Genomic DNA, 17,203 nt, shown 5'->3' on the forward strand with positions numbered 1-17,203 from the left:
TAAGTAGGTGCCGCCCCGCACAGGGGCAACGCATGCGGCCCGCCGCGAATACAAGGAAAGGCCAACACCCCAAAAAAAGCCACCCCAACCCCCAGCAATCAGCCCTTCAATACACTCACTAAAACCACAGGAAAACCAATCATGAACAAGAGCGGATTCCCAGATGGCGCCACATTGATTTATGGCGGCAGCGGCGGCATTGGCCAAGGCGTCGCCCTCGAGTTCGCGCGCGCCGGGGTACCGGTCGCAATCGGCTACCGTACCAAGGCCGACGTAGCACACCGCATCGCCAGCCAGGTCCGCGAAGCGGGCGTCAAATCAAGCACCCACCAGGTCGACGTTACCGACACCGCCCAAGTCCAGGCAACACTGGACGCCGCCATCGAAACTCACGGCCGCGTGCACACCATCGTCTGGGCCGCGGGCCCTTTCGTGAACCAGCGCCATATCAGCGAAATGAGCCTTGAAGACTGGCGTCGCGCCATCGATGTCGAGGTCATGGGGTTCTTCAATGCGGCCAAGGCTGCACTGCCCCATCTGCGCGCCGCGGGCGGCGGCTCGTTCGTTGCGCTGGGCTCGGCCGGCCATCTGCGCTGGCCGGATCGCGACGGCTTGTCGGTGGCGCCGAAGGCCGCCAATGAATCGCTGCTAAAGGGCCTCGCCCGCGAGGAAGGCCGCTACAACATCCGTGCGAATTCCATCCTGGTCGGTGTGATCGAGGCCGGCATGTTCCCGCAACTCCTCGAACAGGGCCAGTTCGACCAGAAATGGATCGACGAAACCATGCAGATGCTTGCGCTCAAACGCTGGGGCAAGCCTGAGGACATCGGCCGCGCCGCCGTGTTCCTGGCTTCCGAAAACGCGGCTTACATCACCGGGCAGCAACTGAACGTGTCCGGCGGCTTCGGCATCTAGGGAATTCGTGAGGACTGCGCTGCGTGGTGAGGCCGGCACCCTGTACCGGCGTCAATCCGCCCAGCGCCGCTCAAACCGCCGGCCGCGTGGGCACCTTCGCGACGAACTTGCGCAAGCGGTGCGCGAGCCGGTGCGAAGGCCGCTCGACGGCGCAGTAGAACGCATAGCTAGTTGCGAGCGCAACGGCCACCGTCGCGAGCCAGGCGAGCGTCTGCCCCTGCGGATAGCCTGTCTCGCCGAGAATGGCCAGCGCGAGCTTGTGGCACAGATACAGGCTGTACGACCACGCGCCAAGCGCACCAGCGTAGCGCCAGAACACGCTGCGGCCCTGGGTGGCCGTTTCGGCCGCGATCCATCCGGCCACGACGAACTGGAACACCGGCAGCGTGATATCCGGTCCGATGAACGGCAGAAAAGCCGGCTTGATGTGCGAAGTGGACGCAAGCAGGAACGTGAACGACCCCGCGGTCACGATCGCAATGCGCGCGGCGGCCAGATGCTTCGCAAGCCAGCCCGACACCGCCGCGAGGCCGCGCGCGATGCCTGCCGTGAGCGCCGATGCCCGATAGCTCGAGCGGCCGTCGATGGCGCTGCGATGCATCTCGGCCACGAGACAGCCAAGCAGCCAGCCCGGCAGATACAGGAAGGCGGTGCCGGCCACGCCATAGTTTTCGTAGACGCAGTGCGCACACACGAGTTGCGTATGCGTGTGGCGGTACCAGACCATCACGGCGGCAGCAAGCGCCACGCCAACGATCATTTCGCCCACGTAGCGAAAACGGCTGCGCAGCAGCGGATAGATCGTGTAATAGACGATCTCGCAGTAAAGGGACCACAGCACCGACTCGAGCAGATTGCCGGCATTGCCGAGCGGTTGGCAGAGCACCGCGACCACGGCGAGCGGCAAACCGATGCGCACATAGCGCGATGCAAAATAATTAATGGGCCGCAGTGTGGCATCGCGGTGATATGCATTGTGAATGCAATAACCGGAAATGACAAAAAACACGATGACGGCCGCGGGTCCCGCGAAAAGCAGCACGGAGCCCGACCAGAGCGCGCCGCCAACGCTTGCCAGCGAGGCCGGAAAGAACGCCTTGAACGGCGGCGGACCGAAGTGATAGAGCATTACCCAGAGCGCTGCCATGAACCGGATCGCGTCGATTTTGAGCGATTTGGCCGACGGCGCGCGGGACTCAGGCGCTCCGGACATGATGTGCCCCTTTTGCTAGTCAATGGCTTGGAGCCTACCTGCGCCGGTCGTTAAAAAAAACATAAATAAATCGTCGTATCAATTTGCTCGATGCAAGGAGCAAATGACGCGTGCGGCGATGCATTACCGGCGTGGCGCAATTTGCTGGCGTTTCCCTGGGGTTTGCCCGCCTTTAGTCCGTCCGGACGAAGAAGCCAACGCCCAGGCGGTGCCACGATGGCGACGCGTGAGCCGGCCCCGCCTCACGCGACCCTTTCCCGCCCCAAGGAGGCTCGCATGTCCGACTCGCAATACCTCGTCAGCTCGGTCAAGGTCGATATCGATGCGCCCGCATCGTTCGTCTGGGACATCCTGATCGATCTCCCCCGCTATCCCGAGTGGAACCCGTACACCGTGAAGGTCGAATCGACCCTGCGCATGGGCGAGCCGGTCAACCTGTATCTGCCCGACCCGACGCGGCCTGGCGAGTTGCTCCATGTCGTCGAGCACCTGGCCGCGTTCGACCGCCCGACGCTGCTCTCGTGGGAAATGATTTCGAGCGCGGACAACCCGGACGCGGCGCGCCGCGACCAGATCATCGAGGTGCTCGATGAAGCGCGCTGCCGCTATCACTCCACCGATCTCTTCCTCGGGCCGACCGCGCCCACCGTGATGGCGCAGCACGGCGAATGGGTGCGCCAGGGATTCTCCGCCGTTGCACACGCCCTCAAGCAGCGCGCGGAAACGCTGTACCGCGAAGCCCGCGCGACCCAGGCGGTCTGATTTCAACGCAGGCGGCACACACATCGCGCGCACGAGGCAGCATGACCGTTGAATGCAAGCGCTCGCCGCCCAGCCACTCCAACCGAAGAGACCACGCATGAAAACCGCAGTCATCACCGGCAGCGCCTCAGGCATTGGCGCCGCCGTCCAGCGGCAATTCGCCGAGGCCGGCATGAACGTGATTGGCGTCGACATCGCGCGCGCCGACGTGTGCGCCGACCTGTCGAGCGCCACGGGCCGCGAGGCCGCCATCGATGCCGTGCTCGCGCGCAGCGGCGGCGTCATCGACACGCTCGTCTGCTGCGCGGGCCTTGGCCCCCAGGCCGAGCCGGCCACGCTCGTCGCGAGCGTCAACTACTTCGGCACACTCGCGCTGCTCGACGGCCTGTTCGAGGCGCTCAAGCGCGGCAGCCGGCCGGCGGCCGTGGCGGTGTCGTCGAACTCGGCGGTGCTGCAACCGTGGGCAGGCCATCCGCTGCACGACGCTTACCTCGAAGACGACGAGGCCCGCGTGCATGCGCTCGTCGAGGCGAGTCCCGCCGACCAGGCCGGCTACGCCGCTTACGCGAGCTCCAAGCACGCTCTGGCCGTTGCGGTGCGCCGCCGCGCGGCGTCATGGGGCCGTGCCGGCGTGCGGCTGAACGCCGTGGCGCCTGGCGCGGTGCAAACGCCACTGCTCGAAGCCGGCCTGCGCGATGCGCGCTACGGCGAGGCCATCCGCCAGTTCGTGCCACCGGTGGGGCGTCGCGCCGAGCCCGATGAAATCGCTTCGCTGATCCACTATGTCTGCGGCGAGCAGGCCGGGTTCATCCACGGCAGCGTGCTCTTCATTGACGGCGGACACGACGCGAGCGTGCGCGCCGACACTTTCTGATTCCATGGAGCGTCCCATGCAAGAAACTCACGCGCCCGACGCACTGCCGCCCTCACCCTTTTCGCCGCTGCGCATCGGCCCCCTCACGCTGCGCAACCGCTTCATCAAGGCGGGTGCCAACGAGGGCATGACGCCCGTGGGACTGCCAACCCAAGCGCTCGTCAAGCATCACCGCGACCTTGCGGCGGGCGGCATCGGCATGACCACGGTGGCTTACGCGGCGGTGGCCGCCGACGGCCTGACGTTCTCGCATCAGATGCATATGCACCCCGGCATCGTGCCGCATTTTCGGGTGCTCACGGATGCGGTTCATCGTGAGGGCGCCGCCGCGTGCCTGCAGATCACGCATGCCGGCTCGTTCACGATGATGCGTCACGGCGGCAGCCGCACGCCGCTTTCGGCATCGAGCGGGCTAAACGCGTTTGGCATGCTCTACGGCGTGTACTTTCAGCGCGCGATGAGCGAGGTCGACATGGTGCGTGTGGCCGCCGAGTTCGCACAAGCCGCGCGCCTCGCGCGCGAGAGCGGATTCGACGCCGTGGAGATCCACATGGGCCACGGCTATCTGCTCAACCAGTTCCTCTCGCCGCTCAGCAACCGCCGCCACGACCGCTTTGGCGGCAGCGTCGAGCAGCGCAGTCGTTTTCCGCTGCACGTGCTGCACCACGTCAAGGACGCCGTGGGCGCCCAGCTCGCGGTAACGTGCAAGTTGAGTGTGAGCGACGGCGCGGCGGGCGGCAACAGCGCGCAGGACTCCGCGGTGACGGCGCGCTTGCTTGAAGACGCCGGTGCCGATCTGCTGACCCTGAGCGGCGGGCGCAATGTGGAAAGCCCTTGGGTGCTGTTCGGGAGCCCCATGCCCACCGAGCAGATGAAGGCTGCCGCGCCGCATCTGTTTGCAAGGCTCGGGGTGAAGATGCTGGAGATGCGCACGCCGCGCAATCTGAAGTTCCGGGAGAATTATTTTCTTGAGGATTCGAGAACAATTCGCGCGGCGGTGAAAATGCCGCTCGCCTATGTGGGCGGTGTGCGCTCGCTCGACGGCGTCGGGAAGCTGATGGCCGAAGGGTTCGATTGTGTGGCGCTTGCGCGCGCGCTGATTCATGATCCTGCGCTTGTGGAGCACTTTCGGAGGGGTACGCATGCGCGTTCTGCTTGCAATAGTTGCAATGCGTGTGTTGCGAGAATCTACGATCCGGCTGGGGTGAGCTGCGCGCTTGGGTCGGGGAATGATCCCGCGCTTACGCAGCAGCTTGCTGTGGGTTGAGGCGCTCCACGCTTTGGTCGCGGGTCGTAAGGCGTTGGCATTTCCTTGTTTTCATGTAGGTATATTTGTGTTGCCCCTGTGCGGGGCGGCACCTACTTTTCTTTGCAGCCGCAAAGAAAAGTAGGCAAAAGAAAGCGGCTCAAACCGCCAGTGTGACGCAGTCCCCCACTGCCCTGTTAATCGGAGCGGCTCCGGGGCATCCGTCTTCCCGCACACTCCGCGCAAGTGACAAAGGGCTCATCCATCCCGCCACGCGCTACGCGCGGGCGGAAGGGTCCGCAAGGAAAACCGGGCGTGCTGCCCGGCGAATGGCGGAAGTACTGCCGGGTGAATACGCCGGAGTCCTACGAAATTGCGTGTTTCCCACCGGTTTTTGGTTATGCCTCACGGCGCGCGTAGCGCCGCCGGATGGATGAGCCCTTAGTCACTCCGGCACGTAGCAAGTGATGACAGACGCTCCGGAGCCGCTCCGATATACAGGGCAGTGGTGGACTGCGTCACACTGGCGGTGTGAGCGGCTTTCTTTTGCCTACTTTTCTTTGCCGCTGCAAAGAAAAGTAGGTGCCGCCCCGCACAGGGGTAACGCCTGCGGCCCGCCGCGAAATCAAGTAAAGGCCAACGCCCCCAAAAAAACCACCCCAAACCCCACACCAAAAAAAACCAACCTCAAATACACTTTTAGTCTGGTCGGACGAAGAACCCTGAGTCCCCCAACCGGTAAGTTCTCCTCCATGCAGCAGCGCAGCTCGCCCCTCAACGACCTGCGCGCCAGGCATAAACAAACAGGAGACTATCGATGATGACCCATCTGGAACGCCTCGAAGCCGAGAGCATCCACATCATGCGCGAGGTCGTGGCGGAGTGCGAAAAACCGGTCATGCTGTACTCGATCGGCAAAGACAGCTCCGTCATGCTGCATCTCGCGATGAAGGCCTTTTACCCCGCCAAGCCGCCCTTCGCCCTTCTTCACGTGGACACCACGTGGAAGTTCCGCGAGATGATCGCGTTTCGCGACGAGACTGCGCAGCGCCTGGGCCTCGATCTGCTGGTGCACGTCAATCCCGAAGGCGTCGAGAAGAACATCAACCCCTTCACACACGGCTCGGCGGTCCACACCGATGTCTGGAAGACCCAGGGCCTCAAACAGGCGCTCGACCACTACGGCTTCGACGCCGCGTTCGGCGGCGCGCGCCGCGATGAAGAGAAGTCGCGCGCGAAGGAGCGCATCTTCTCGCTGCGCTCGGAGCATCACCGCTGGGACCCGAAGATGCAGCGCCCGGAACTCTGGCGCCTCTACAACGCGCGCAAGCGCAAAGGCGAAAGCATTCGCGTCTTTCCCATCTCCAACTGGACCGAGCTCGACATCTGGCAATACATCTATCTCGAGAATATCCCCATCGTGCCGCTCTACTACGCGAAGGAGCGCCCGGTGGTCGAGCGTGACGGCGCGCTCATCATGGTCGACGACGAACGCCTGCCGTTGCGCCAGGGCGAAGTCCCGCAAATGAAGAAGGTGCGCTTTCGCACGCTGGGCTGCTACCCGCTGACCGGCGCCATCGAAAGCGAGGCCGACACCATGCCAGGCATCATCGAAGAGATGCTGCTGGCCAAGACGTCCGAGCGCCAGGGCCGCCTGATCGACAGCGACTCCGCAGGCTCGATGGAAAAGAAGAAACAGGAGGGATACTTCTAATGGCCACCGTCACCACCACCGTCGCCGACGATGTCGAGCGATACCTGAGCGCGCAGCAAGAGAAGAGCCTGCTTCGCTTCATTACCTGCGGCAGCGTGGACGACGGCAAGAGCACGCTGATCGGCCGCCTGCTCTACGAGTCGAAGATGCTGTTCGAAGACCAGCTGAGCCAGCTGGAGGCGGACTCGAAGAAAGTCGGCACCCAGGGCGGCAATCTCGACTTCGCGCTGCTCGTGGACGGCCTCGCGGCGGAGCGCGAGCAAGGCATCACGATCGATGTCGCGTACCGCTTCTTTGCAACGGAAAAGCGCAAGTTCATCGTGGCCGACACGCCCGGCCACGAGCAGTACACGCGCAACATGATCACGGGCGCCTCCACGGCGGACGTCGCCGTCATTCTCGTGGACGCGCGCAGGGGCGTGCTCACGCAAACGCGCCGCCACAGCTATCTCGTGTCGCTCATCGGCATTCGCCGCATTGTGCTGGCCGTCAACAAGCTCGACATGGTCGGCTACGCGCAAGACGTATTCGAGAGGATCACGAACGAATATCGCGCATTCGCGGCCCAGATCGGCCTGCACGATATCGTGAGCATTCCGCTTTCGGCGCTCGCGGGCGACAACGTCACCGAGACCAGCGCCAACACGCCGTGGTACGACGGTCCCTCGCTGATGGCGTATCTCGAGAGCGTGCCCGTGCAAGACGATGCCCGCCTCGCCCAGCCGTTCCGGCTGCCGGTGCAGTGGGTCAACCGTCCGAACCTGAACTTTCGCGGCTACGCGGGCAATATCGCGGCCGGCGAGATCCGCCGCGGCGAGCGTGTACGCGTGCTGCCGTCCGGCCGCGACAGCCGCGTGACGTCGATCATCACCGCAGCCGGCGAAACGGACAGTGCGCGCTGTGGCGAGGCGGTCACGCTCACGCTCGAAGACGAGATCGACATCAGCCGCGGCGACGTGATCGCGCGTGCCGATGCGCCGCCCGCCGTCGCCGACCAGTTCGAAGCCACGCTCGTCTGGATGAACGAAGAACCCATGCTGCCGGGCCGCCCCTATCTGCTGAAGATTGGCACGCGGACCGTGGGCGTGACCTGCTCGCAGCCGAAATACCGCGTGAACGTGAATACGCTGGAGCACCTCGCCGCGCGCACGCTCGACATGAACGAGATTGGCGTGTGCAACCTGAACCTCGACCGCGCGGTGGCGTTCGATCCCTATGCGGAGAACCGCGATACGGGCGGCTTCATCGTGATCGACCGGCTCACCAACAACACCGTGGGCGCAGGCATGCTGCATTTCGCGTTGCGGCGCTCGCAGAACGTGCACTGGCAGGCCACGGTCATCGACGCCGGCGCGCGCGCCACGCTCAAGCATCAGACGCCGCGCGTGGTCTGGTTCACGGGGCTCTCCGGCGCGGGCAAGTCGACGATTGCAAACCTCGTCGAGCAAAAGCTGCACGCGCTCGGCAAGCACACGTATTTGCTCGACGGCGATAACGTGCGGCACGGCTTGAACAAGGACCTGGGCTTCTCGGAGGCCGACCGCGTCGAAAATATCCGTCGCGTGGCCGAAGTGGCGCGGCTCATGATGGACGCCGGACTCATCTCGCTCGTCTCGTTCATCTCGCCGTTCCGCGCCGAACGCGACATGGCGCGCGCGCTGGCGGGGCCGGACGGCTTCGTCGAGATTTTCGTCGACACGCCCATCGACGTGGCCGAGCAGCGCGATCCCAAGGGGCTCTACAAGAAGGCGCGCAGTGGCGAGCTGAAGAACTTCACGGGCATCGACTCGCCCTATGAGCCGCCCGAGCAGCCCGAGATCCGCATCGACACGACCGTCGACACGCCCGAGCAAGCCGCCGGCCGGATCGTGGACTGGCTCCTGCACCGCTAAAGTCTGACGCAAAGGCCCGCATCGTCCAGTTCTCGGGGACGATGCGGGCCGCGCCGTTTCTTGCGATGAAAACAACGCTTGCCCGACGCGCAAATGCGCACCGGGCAAGCATTGCTTTCAGAATTCTTTCAGCCGGGAATCACATGCCGCGCAATGCGGCAATGCTCAGGCGAGATCGGTCGACCGGTATGCAGTCCTGGGGCTGCCCGCTTGAATCGACCGCGCTGCACGGCATGAAGCCGGCGATATAGGTGTTTTGATCGGGGCCGCCGATCGCGTAGCACACGGCCGCAACTGCAGCGATTGCGGCAACCGTGAACGCGCACACCCTGGATTTCGTCAGCTTCATGGACCGTCTCCCGATCTTGGGGCATTCGTGGCTTCGTGCCCTTCGTTATTCGGCATCGCGCCGAATAACGGCCAAGTTAGCGGGACGCTCGCGCCGCGCCATCGTCCATTCCGACTAGGGTCTAACGCGGGTCTAACGCGAGTCGATTCAGGGAAGCGCTTCCACACCCGGCATCCGCTACGCGCAGCCGGGCGCGCTGGATGCACGGTGCTTCTCCATGAGCGCCTGGTCGCGCTCAGGCGGCGGACCGAGGGTTAACCGCTAATGGACCAGGCCCTTGAAGAGCGCGGTCAAGCTCGCGGTCATCATCTCCACCGCGATGGCGGCCAGGATCATGCCCATCAAGCGTTTGGTAATGGCGGTCACTTTGGGCGACAAGAACCGTCCGATGAGCGGTGCGGAGAAAAGCGCAATCGCGAGGAGCACGAGGAACACGGCGAGGCCTAGCGCGAGGCTGGCGACCTCGCCCTGCTTCGTCGCGGTATGGCCAAATACGATCAGCGTCGCAATCGTGCCGGGGCCGACGAGCAGCGGCATCGTGAGCGGGAAAATGGCCACGTCTTGATCGCCGCCGCCCTTACCCATTTCGTTTTGCCGGGGCGTGTGCTCCGCGCTCGAGTTGCCGTGCAGCATGTCGAGCGCAATGAGCAGGACGAGCAGGCCGCCCGCTAGCCGGAAGTCCTCGATTGTGACGCCGAATATGCCAAGAATGGTGTCGCCCACGCTCACCGAGATCAGGCATCCAATGGTCGCGCCGATGAAGGTGACGCCCGCGATCTTTCGTTTCGCGGCGTCGCTTGCGCCTTCAGTCAGGGAAAGGAACACCGGGACATTCGCGATCGGATTCATGATCGCGAACAGCGCCGAAAACACTTTCACCGAGAACGAAAGATCGAGATGCATGGCGTCAACCTCGCTGAAGTTCGCCGGCGAGCTTGCCGACGGTGATCACAGCCTGCTCGATTTCATCGGTCCACGCGCTGCTGTAATTGAGCCGGATGAAATTGCGGTACGAATTCTCGAAGATTGAAAACATGTGGCCTGGGCCGATCGTGATGCCCTGTTCCAGCGCGAGTTTGTAGAGGCGCAACGCATCCACCGTTTCCGGCAGCTCGATCCAGAGCACGTAGCCGCCCACCGGCCGCGAAATACGCGTGCCATCAGGAAAGAAACGCGACACGATCGCCCGCATCAGGTTGGCCTGCTGGGCGTAGTGCCTGCGCACGCGCCGCAGATGATGTTCGTAGCCGTCACGCTCGAGAAACTCAGCAATGGCGATTTGCGGGATCGTGGCCGTGGTGAGCGTATTGAGGAATTTCAGCTTCTCCACTTGATCGCGATATCGCCCGGGCAGCGCCCACCCCACGCGGTAGGCCACGGTGAGGCTCTTCGAAAACGAAGCGCAATGCAGCACGAGCCCCTTCGTATCGAGCGACTTCAGCGTGGTGGGATGCGCATCGCCGAAATAGAGCTCGTTATAAACGCCGTTTTCGATGACCGGAATATCGCGCTGCGTGAGGAGCGCCATGAGTGCGCGCTTGTTCGCATCGGGCATCATGAAGCCGAGCGGGTTCTGGAAATTCGGCATGATCATGCACGCGGCAATGGGCTGCGACGCGACGATTGCCTCCAGCGCCTCCACATCGATGCCGTGCTCGGGATGCGTGGCCACTTCGATGGCGTGCATCCCCAGGCGCTCGATGGCATGCAGCATCGCGTAGAACGTCGGCGACTCCACGGCGATCACGTCGCCGGGTTTCGCCACCGCCTGGAGGCACAGATTGATCGCCTCCGTGGCGCCCACTGTCACGACGATCTCGTTCGGGTCGACGCTCATGCCGTTTTCGAGGTGGCGACGCGCAATCTGGCGAATGAGCCGCGCGTTACCGGGCGGCAACGCGTCGGTCACGCCCCAGATCGCCTTGCCGCGCCCCGCCTCATAGGCGTAGCGGTTGAGCTTGTCGAAGGGGAACGGGCGCGGGTCGGGGTACGGCGAGCCCAGCGGCACGGCCTCGTCGACGCCGATCGAGCGCAGCGTCGAAAGCACGAGGCGGCTCACGTCCACCGGCGACGAGATCGGCACCGGCCGCGAAGGCCGCAATTCCGGAATGTGCGCCTGCTCATCGCCTGTTGCGCCGCTCACGAAATAGCCGGACTGCGGGCGGCTCACGATCAAGCCGCGACTCTCCAGAAGAATGTAAGCGCGCAGCACAGTCGTGATGCTGACCCGGTGCTGCAGGCTCGTCTGGCGTATCGACGGCAATTTTTCGCCGCGGCGGTAGACGCCTTGCCGGATCGATCGTTCGAGATCGTCTGCCAGCTTTTCGTACAGTTTCATCCAACGCCCTCCGTGGCGTTCGTTGGCTCCCCCTGCGCGAGGCCGATCGTAGCAGAACTGTACTCTTCGGGCCGGCCCCGATTTGTGCATTTCGCTCATGAGTCCGCCCCCTTAACCTTTCACCATCGCATCGTCGCCTCGATGCACGCGACGACATGAATCTGGAGCTTGATGAATGGAAGGGCTGATATGTCCACGAACCTCACTGCAGCACACCCCGCCACGCATCCCCCCGCGCATTCCGGCGAGACAGCCGGCCACGCCAGGGAGCGGCACGTGAATCTGCTGGAAGCCATGCGCATCTACGTGCGGGTCGTGGAGCGCGGCAGTATTTCCGGGGCCGCACGCGACCTCGATATCGGCCAGCCCGCGGTAAGCGAGCGCATCGAGCGGCTGGAGAAGTATCTCGGCTGCCAGCTGCTGCTGCGCAACGCGCGCGCATTCAAATGCACGCCGGAGGGGATCATCTTTCACGAGCGCAGCAAGTCGGTGCTCGGCGCCGTCGAGCAGGCGGTCGCGGAAGTATCGAATGAGGATCAGGTCGTCAAAGGCACGATCCGGATCGCGGCGCCGCATTGCTTTGGCGAAACTGTGCTGCCCGAAGGCCTCAAGCGGATTCGGGAAAGCTGGCCCCAGCTCGATATCGAGCTCGTCCTGAACGACCGGCTTGCCGATCTCGTGACCGAGGGCGTGGACATTTCGTTCCGGCTCGGCCAGCTTGGCGACGGCGCGTTCATCGCCTACCCGCAAGGCCAGGTCGAACGGCTGCTCGTGGCGTCGCCCGACTATCTGTTGCGGCATGCCGCGATCGCCGAACCGGCCGACCTCGCGAAGCACAGCTTCATCCGCGTCAAGGGCGCCTTCGACGCGGACCAGCTCCCGCTCACGAAAGGCACGGATATCGTGGACAGCATCGCGATCCGCACGGCCATCAAGACCAACCATTGGCGGCCCATGTATGAAATGGTGCTGGCCGGCGTGGGCATTGGCGTGCTCGAAGCGCCCGCCGCGAAGGACGCCATCGAGCGCGGCCAGCTCGTGCGGTTGCTGCCGCACTACGAAGTGCCGGCGCTTGCGCTGAACCTGCTGATTCGTCCGCAACGCCCGGTGCCGGTGCGCGTGCGCAAGATTGTCGAAACCCTCAAGGCCTACGTGGCCGAAGTGCTCGATAGCCAGCCGCCCACGCCCGGCGCGCCGGCACCCGATCGTTAATATCGGCAAAACCTGCGTGGCGCGAACGTGCCGATTGCCTATCTTTAGTAGATGCTGCCCAACGAGACAGGAGTGCGAAGATGACTCAAAAGCTGGTGGTTGCGACCTTCGACAATCTGGATGTGGCACAACGGGCCGCGCGCGATTTCAAGAATTTCGAAAAGGATGGTGACGGCTTCAAGATCGAAAGCGGCGCGATGGTCCAAAAGAGCGCGGACGGCAAGCTCGCGGTGCTCAGCCAGTACACCGAATCGTATTGGGGAACGGTCATCGGCGCGGTGACGGGCGGCCTGATTGGATTGCTGGGCGGCCCGCTCGGCGCGCTGGCGGGCGTGACCATCGGGGCCGGCGCGGGGCTTGCAGAGCACGCTCTCGACGGCAAGCTCACGAAATCGATTGCGGAGGAGCTCAAGCCCGGCAGCGTCGCGCTCATCGTCGAAGCCAAAGAGCCGCCCGAATACGAAATTGAAAACGTCGTGCTGGGATATGGCGGCAAGGTTTTTACCCAACCGTTGTCGTGGTGAAGCGCGGAGCGCAGCGATGGCCAAAGTCCTGTGTGTGCTCTACCCCGATCCTCAAACCGGCTACCCGCCCCGCTATGTGCGCGACGCGATTCCTGAAATCGCCGTCTACGACAACGGCCAGAAGGCGCCCCACCCCAGTGGAGCGCTGGGCTTCAAGCCGGGCGAGCTGGTGGGCTGCGTCTCCGGCGAGCTGGGGCTGCGCCCTTATCTGGTCCACCACGGCCACGAGCTGATCGTGACCAGCGATAAAGACGGTCCAGATTCGGCGTTCGAGCGATATCTGCCCGAAGCCGAAGTGGTCATTTCGCAACCGTTCTGGCCCGCCTACCTGAGCGCGGAGCGCATCGCCAAAGCCAAAAATCTCAAGCTCGCGCTGACTGCGGGCGTGGGATCCGATCACGTCGATCTCAAGGCCGCGGCGCAGGCGGGCATTACCGTTGCCGAAGTGACCGGCTCGAACAGCATCAGCGTGGCCGAGCATGTTGTCATGGTCATCCTCACGCTGGTGCGCAATTACGTGCCGTCGCATGCTTTTTCGGCCGCCGGCGGGTGGAACATTGCCGAATGCGTCGAGCGCAGCTATGACATCGAAGGCATGCATTTCGGCACGATCGGCGCAGGCAGAATCGGTCTCGCGGTGCTGCGCAGGCTCAAGCCCTTCGGACTCGCGCTGCACTACACCCAGCGCCACCGCCTGGCACCGGAAATCGAACGCGAACTGGCGCTCACCTGGCATCCGGATGCGGCGTCGCTGGTTCGCGCCGTGGATATCGTGAACCTGCAGCTGCCGCTTTATCCTTCCACCGAACATTTCTTCAATGACGCCATGTTCGCGAAGTTGAAACGCGGCGCGTATCTCATCAACACGGCGCGCGGTCAACTGGTGGAACGAGACGCGGTCGTGCGCGCATTGCAGTCCGGCCAGATCGCGGGCTACGCGGGCGACGTCTGGTTTCCGCAACCCGCGCCGCCCGATCATCCGTGGCGAACCATGCCCTTCAACGGCATGACGCCGCATATCTCCGGCACGACACTTTCGGCACAGGCGCGCTATGCGGCGGGCACGCTCGAGATTCTGCAGAGCTTCTTTGGCGGTGCGCCCATTCGCGAAGAGTACTTGATCGTCGACGGCGGCAATCTGGCGGGAACGGGGCGCGCATCGTATCAGCTTACGTAACGGGGGGCGCGCGAGCCGCATGGACTCGCGGCGCCCGCCTCAGTCACACCGGCGGCCTTGCTTCGCCGGCAATCTGCCGGTGCGCGGCGGCCGCGCCGTCCTTCTCCATGACCGCGCGATGGATCGCCTCGGTCAGCGCGTTGTTGACTTCGATGAGCCTGCGCACTTCGTCCTGAATCTTCAGGAGCGCTTCCGCGTCCTTATAGGTCTGCAGCGCTTGTTTGTCCGACGCCGCGGCCGCAACCTTCTGGCCCACCATGATGACCGACAGCAGCACCAGTTGCAAAAACGTCTGCGCGACCCAGGCAACGAGCGTCGACACGCCGCCCGCGATGGACGACGGCAAGCTGATGAGCGCAATGATTGCGAAGACGTAGGCGCACCACATCGTGCCCACGGCGTTGGTAATGGCAAGCGCAATTCTTCCGTTCAGGCCGACGTGCTCGTGCGCGGTCAGGTGCGGCCCGGATTGCTCGCGCTCCTCGATGCGAGGGTTGGGTTGAGATTCGGCTTTCATTTTGGAGTCCCCATTGATGAGCGATCGATTGGTACGGGTGATGGCGGCGATCGTGTTGATTGCTTGCGGGCGCCGGTGCCATAATTTGCGCACCGCCCCGACCAGGCAACCGTGCCGCCGCTGCGCGTTTTCGGAGTAACCGATGAAATTTCCGGCGAGGAGCAAATGATGAAACGTGAACCAACCGACCGGCGCCACGGTTTTCTGCACGACCTGAAGTGGGTGTTTATTCTCTGGTGCGTCGGCTTTGGCGCCACCGTGCTCCTTACGCTGCCATTTCACTTTATCGTCAGGGCGATGATGCACAAATAAGCAGTCGTGCACCCTGCACGGAAGCCGCCTCCCTCGAGGCGGCCTGCCCGCATGTCATTGCGCCAGCGGCTTGCGGTGGATCGTTCCGTGATACGACGCTACGAGAGTGTCCACTTGCGCTGTTGACGCTTCGCTTGCCTCCAGAAAAATCGCGACCGTGCCGGGCGCAAACGCGTTGCCGATGGCATGCACGAATTCGTGATCGAGTATGTCCGCGAGCGCGACGCCTGCAAGGCCGGTGCTCGCCCCTATCGTGAAGCCGAGCATGGCGCCCGACGGCCCGCCCAGCAGACCGATCAGGCTCCCCGTGACGGCGCCGATCACCACGCCCCAGAACGGGTGCGTCTTCGTGCCGAGCAAGCTGACCTTGCCGGCGCTGTCCTTCTCCGCCATGACACCGCTCTCGACCTTGAAGCCCGGGTCCGCAGCTTCCAGCTTGCGGATCGCCTGGGCGGCATCTTCCGCGTCGCTCACGCTGTTGAACACAGCGACGATGAGTTGTTGGGCCATCACATCGCTCCTCACATTTGACGTCATTGAACCGGTGTCTGCACTTCGAGCGCCGCCTCAGCGCGAAGACTTTCCAGATCGCGGCCCACGGTCGCGACCGCGAGGCGCTGGTTGCCGCGCCAATACGTGGCGGCGCACGCATGCGCGGCGGGATCGCCATCGATATCGACGCGGTCCCAGCCTTCGGCGTGGCCGACATAGTTGATGGCGAGGTCGTAATGCTGCGTCCAGAAAAACGGCACCGCCTCGAAGCGCTGCTGCATGCCCAGCATGTTGCGCGCCGCGACCACGCCCTGGCGCTCCGCCACGACCCAATGCTCGACGCGGATGCGCCCGCCCGTGCGCGGATCGGGCCAGCGCGCGATATCGCCCGCGGCGTAGACGCCTGCTGCGCTGGTCTGAAGATACTCATTCACGCTCACGCCGCGATCGATAGCGAGACCCGCCTGCTGGGCCAGCGCGACTTCGGGCGCGACGCCGATCCCGGTCACCACGAGCTCGGCAGGCAGTTCGTCGCCGGTCGAGAGTTTCACGCTATTTGCCGTGATCTCGTTGACATCCGCGTCAACGTGAAAAACCACGCCGTGCGACTCGTGCAGCTTTTTCAGCATGTCGCCGAGTGCGGCGCCCAGCACCCTTTCCAGGGGATGCGCGCCGCGCATGACGACGTGCACTTCGACACCACGCGTTCTCAACGCGGCTGCGGCTTCGAGTCCGATGAAACCCGCGCCCACCACGACGCAGCGACGCGTCGTGGCGAGCCGTGCAATCAGCGCGTCGCAGTCGGCCAGCGAGCGCAGCACCCTCACATGGGGCAACTGCGCGCCGGGAACCGCGAGCCGGATGGGTATAGCGCCGGTCGCAATGAGCAATGCGCCGTAGTGCTCATGGGCTCCGTTAGCAAGCGCAATGGCCTTGTTTGCCGGATCGATCTGGACCACCCGCTGGTCGCAGCGCACCTCGATACGCTCCTCAGCGTAGAACTCGGGCGATCGCAACTGCAGCCATGCGGGATCGGCCGTTCCCGCGAGATAGTCCTTCGATAGATTCGGCCGGTCGTAGGGCGGCGCAGCATCGGCGCTCCAGACGGTGATGGGGCCTGCGTAGCCCTCGCTACGCAGCGTCATGGCGGCCGCGTTGCCGGCCGCGCCACCACCGATGATCATGACCGACTCCGGGACCTTCGCAGTGCTCAGCTTCGGCGGCACCTGCGCAGGTAGCGCTTCGCGCACGAACGCGCGCCCGCCGGACTGCTCCACGCGCCAGCATTTGAGGCCGTCCAGCGCGGGTGCGTGCGCCACCTGGCCGTCGCGCAGGCAGAACGCCGCGTGGTGCCATGGGCAGCGGATCGTATCGCCCACCACGAGCCCTTCGGCCAGCGGGCCGCCGTAGTGCGTGCAGGTCGCGGCGACGGCGAAGAATTCGCCGCCCTTGCGCACCAGAAGCACGGATTCATCGCCCACCTGGCCCGTCAAGATGCCTTCGTCGGCGATGTCATCGAGCGGCACGCCCTGGGTGAAATCGCGTTCGGATGCAGCACTGGAATCCTTCGACATTGCGCCACTCCTTCCATGTCGATACAAAAGCCCCGATGCAATGTATCGGCATTCATGCATTCCGAAATGCCGTTTGGGCTTGAACGTATTTG

At 64.0% G+C, this 17,203-nt stretch carries 16 protein-coding genes; 9 read left to right on the forward strand and 7 right to left on the reverse strand.

Annotated features, from left to right (window positions below):
- Positions 1–141 precede the first annotated feature (141 nt).
- On the forward strand, positions 142–915 hold the full coding sequence (locus EYW47_RS19315) for an SDR family NAD(P)-dependent oxidoreductase (RefSeq protein WP_133196438.1): 774 nt from the start codon (positions 142–144) through the stop codon (positions 913–915).
- A gap of 70 nt (positions 916–985) precedes the next feature.
- On the opposite strand, the gene EYW47_RS19320 is transcribed toward EYW47_RS19315, so the two are convergent.
- Complete coding sequence (locus tag EYW47_RS19320) at positions 986–2,128, reverse strand: acyltransferase family protein (protein WP_133196439.1); 1,143 nt, start codon at positions 2,126–2,128, stop codon at positions 986–988.
- Between the two features lie 276 nt (positions 2,129–2,404).
- Here EYW47_RS19320 and EYW47_RS19325 point away from each other — a divergent pair, with 276 nt between their 5' ends.
- The 5 genes from EYW47_RS19325 to cysN all read left to right on the forward strand — a co-directional run bounded on the left by EYW47_RS19325 (position 2,405) and on the right by cysN (position 8,616).
- On the forward strand, positions 2,405–2,890 hold the full coding sequence (locus EYW47_RS19325) for an SRPBCC domain-containing protein (protein WP_133196440.1): 486 nt from the start codon (positions 2,405–2,407) through the stop codon (positions 2,888–2,890).
- Positions 2,891–2,987: 97 nt separating this feature from the next.
- On the forward strand, positions 2,988–3,764 hold the full coding sequence (locus EYW47_RS19330) for an SDR family oxidoreductase (protein ID WP_133196441.1): 777 nt from the start codon (positions 2,988–2,990) through the stop codon (positions 3,762–3,764).
- Between the two features lie 16 nt (positions 3,765–3,780).
- A complete protein-coding gene (locus EYW47_RS19335) occupies positions 3,781–5,031 on the forward strand; it encodes an NADH:flavin oxidoreductase (protein WP_133196442.1) in 1,251 nt (416 codons plus the stop codon).
- 796 nt (positions 5,032–5,827) lie between these two features.
- On the forward strand, positions 5,828–6,724 hold the full coding sequence (cysD, locus tag EYW47_RS19340; protein ID WP_133196443.1) for a sulfate adenylyltransferase subunit CysD: 897 nt from the start codon (positions 5,828–5,830) through the stop codon (positions 6,722–6,724).
- Entirely contained in the window at positions 6,724–8,616 is a 1,893-nt protein-coding gene (gene cysN, locus EYW47_RS19345; RefSeq protein ID WP_133196444.1) for a sulfate adenylyltransferase subunit CysN, read from the forward strand. Before cysD ends, cysN begins: the two co-directional genes overlap by 1 nt.
- A gap of 139 nt (positions 8,617–8,755) precedes the next feature.
- Here the strand turns inward: cysN and EYW47_RS19350 are convergent, their stop codons facing one another.
- The 3 genes from EYW47_RS19350 to EYW47_RS19360 all read right to left on the reverse strand — a co-directional run bounded on the left by EYW47_RS19350 (position 8,756) and on the right by EYW47_RS19360 (position 11,303).
- Positions 8,756–8,965 (reverse strand): hypothetical protein, encoded by a 210-nt coding sequence (locus tag EYW47_RS19350; protein WP_133196445.1) that lies wholly within the window; start codon positions 8,963–8,965, stop codon positions 8,756–8,758.
- 261 nt (positions 8,966–9,226) lie between these two features.
- Complete coding sequence (locus EYW47_RS19355; protein WP_133196446.1) at positions 9,227–9,868, reverse strand: MarC family protein; 642 nt, start codon at positions 9,866–9,868, stop codon at positions 9,227–9,229.
- Between the two features lie 4 nt (positions 9,869–9,872).
- A complete protein-coding gene (locus EYW47_RS19360; protein WP_133196447.1) occupies positions 9,873–11,303 on the reverse strand; it encodes an aminotransferase-like domain-containing protein in 1,431 nt (476 codons plus the stop codon).
- Between the two features lie 276 nt (positions 11,304–11,579).
- On the opposite strand from EYW47_RS19360, the gene EYW47_RS19365 reads away from it, so the two are divergent.
- The 3 genes from EYW47_RS19365 (at position 11,580) to EYW47_RS19375 (ending at position 14,216) form a co-directional block, all read left to right on the forward strand.
- Positions 11,580–12,515: a LysR family transcriptional regulator gene (locus tag EYW47_RS19365; RefSeq protein ID WP_133196587.1), complete on the forward strand. Its 936-nt coding sequence runs from the start codon at positions 11,580–11,582 to the stop codon at positions 12,513–12,515.
- A gap of 80 nt (positions 12,516–12,595) precedes the next feature.
- Positions 12,596–13,039 (forward strand): DUF1269 domain-containing protein, encoded by a 444-nt coding sequence (locus EYW47_RS19370; protein ID WP_133196448.1) that lies wholly within the window; start codon positions 12,596–12,598, stop codon positions 13,037–13,039.
- Positions 13,040–13,055: 16 nt separating this feature from the next.
- Entirely contained in the window at positions 13,056–14,216 is a 1,161-nt protein-coding gene (locus tag EYW47_RS19375) for an NAD-dependent formate dehydrogenase (RefSeq protein WP_133196449.1), read from the forward strand.
- Positions 14,217–14,259: 43 nt separating this feature from the next.
- Here the strand turns inward: EYW47_RS19375 and EYW47_RS19380 are convergent, their stop codons facing one another.
- The 3 genes from EYW47_RS19380 to EYW47_RS19390 all read right to left on the reverse strand — a co-directional run bounded on the left by EYW47_RS19380 (position 14,260) and on the right by EYW47_RS19390 (position 17,111).
- Entirely contained in the window at positions 14,260–15,015 is a 756-nt protein-coding gene (locus EYW47_RS19380) for a hypothetical protein (RefSeq protein WP_133196450.1), read from the reverse strand.
- An 84-nt stretch (positions 15,016–15,099) separates the two neighbouring features.
- Entirely contained in the window at positions 15,100–15,555 is a 456-nt protein-coding gene (locus tag EYW47_RS19385) for a DUF1269 domain-containing protein (RefSeq protein ID WP_165976616.1), read from the reverse strand.
- A gap of 23 nt (positions 15,556–15,578) precedes the next feature.
- On the reverse strand, positions 15,579–17,111 hold the full coding sequence (locus tag EYW47_RS19390; protein ID WP_133196452.1) for an FAD-dependent oxidoreductase: 1,533 nt from the start codon (positions 17,109–17,111) through the stop codon (positions 15,579–15,581).
- Positions 17,112–17,203 lie beyond the last annotated feature (92 nt).

It is taken from the genome of Paraburkholderia silviterrae (assembly GCF_004353915.1).
GTDB classification, from domain to species: domain Bacteria; phylum Pseudomonadota; class Gammaproteobacteria; order Burkholderiales; family Burkholderiaceae; genus Paraburkholderia; species Paraburkholderia silviterrae.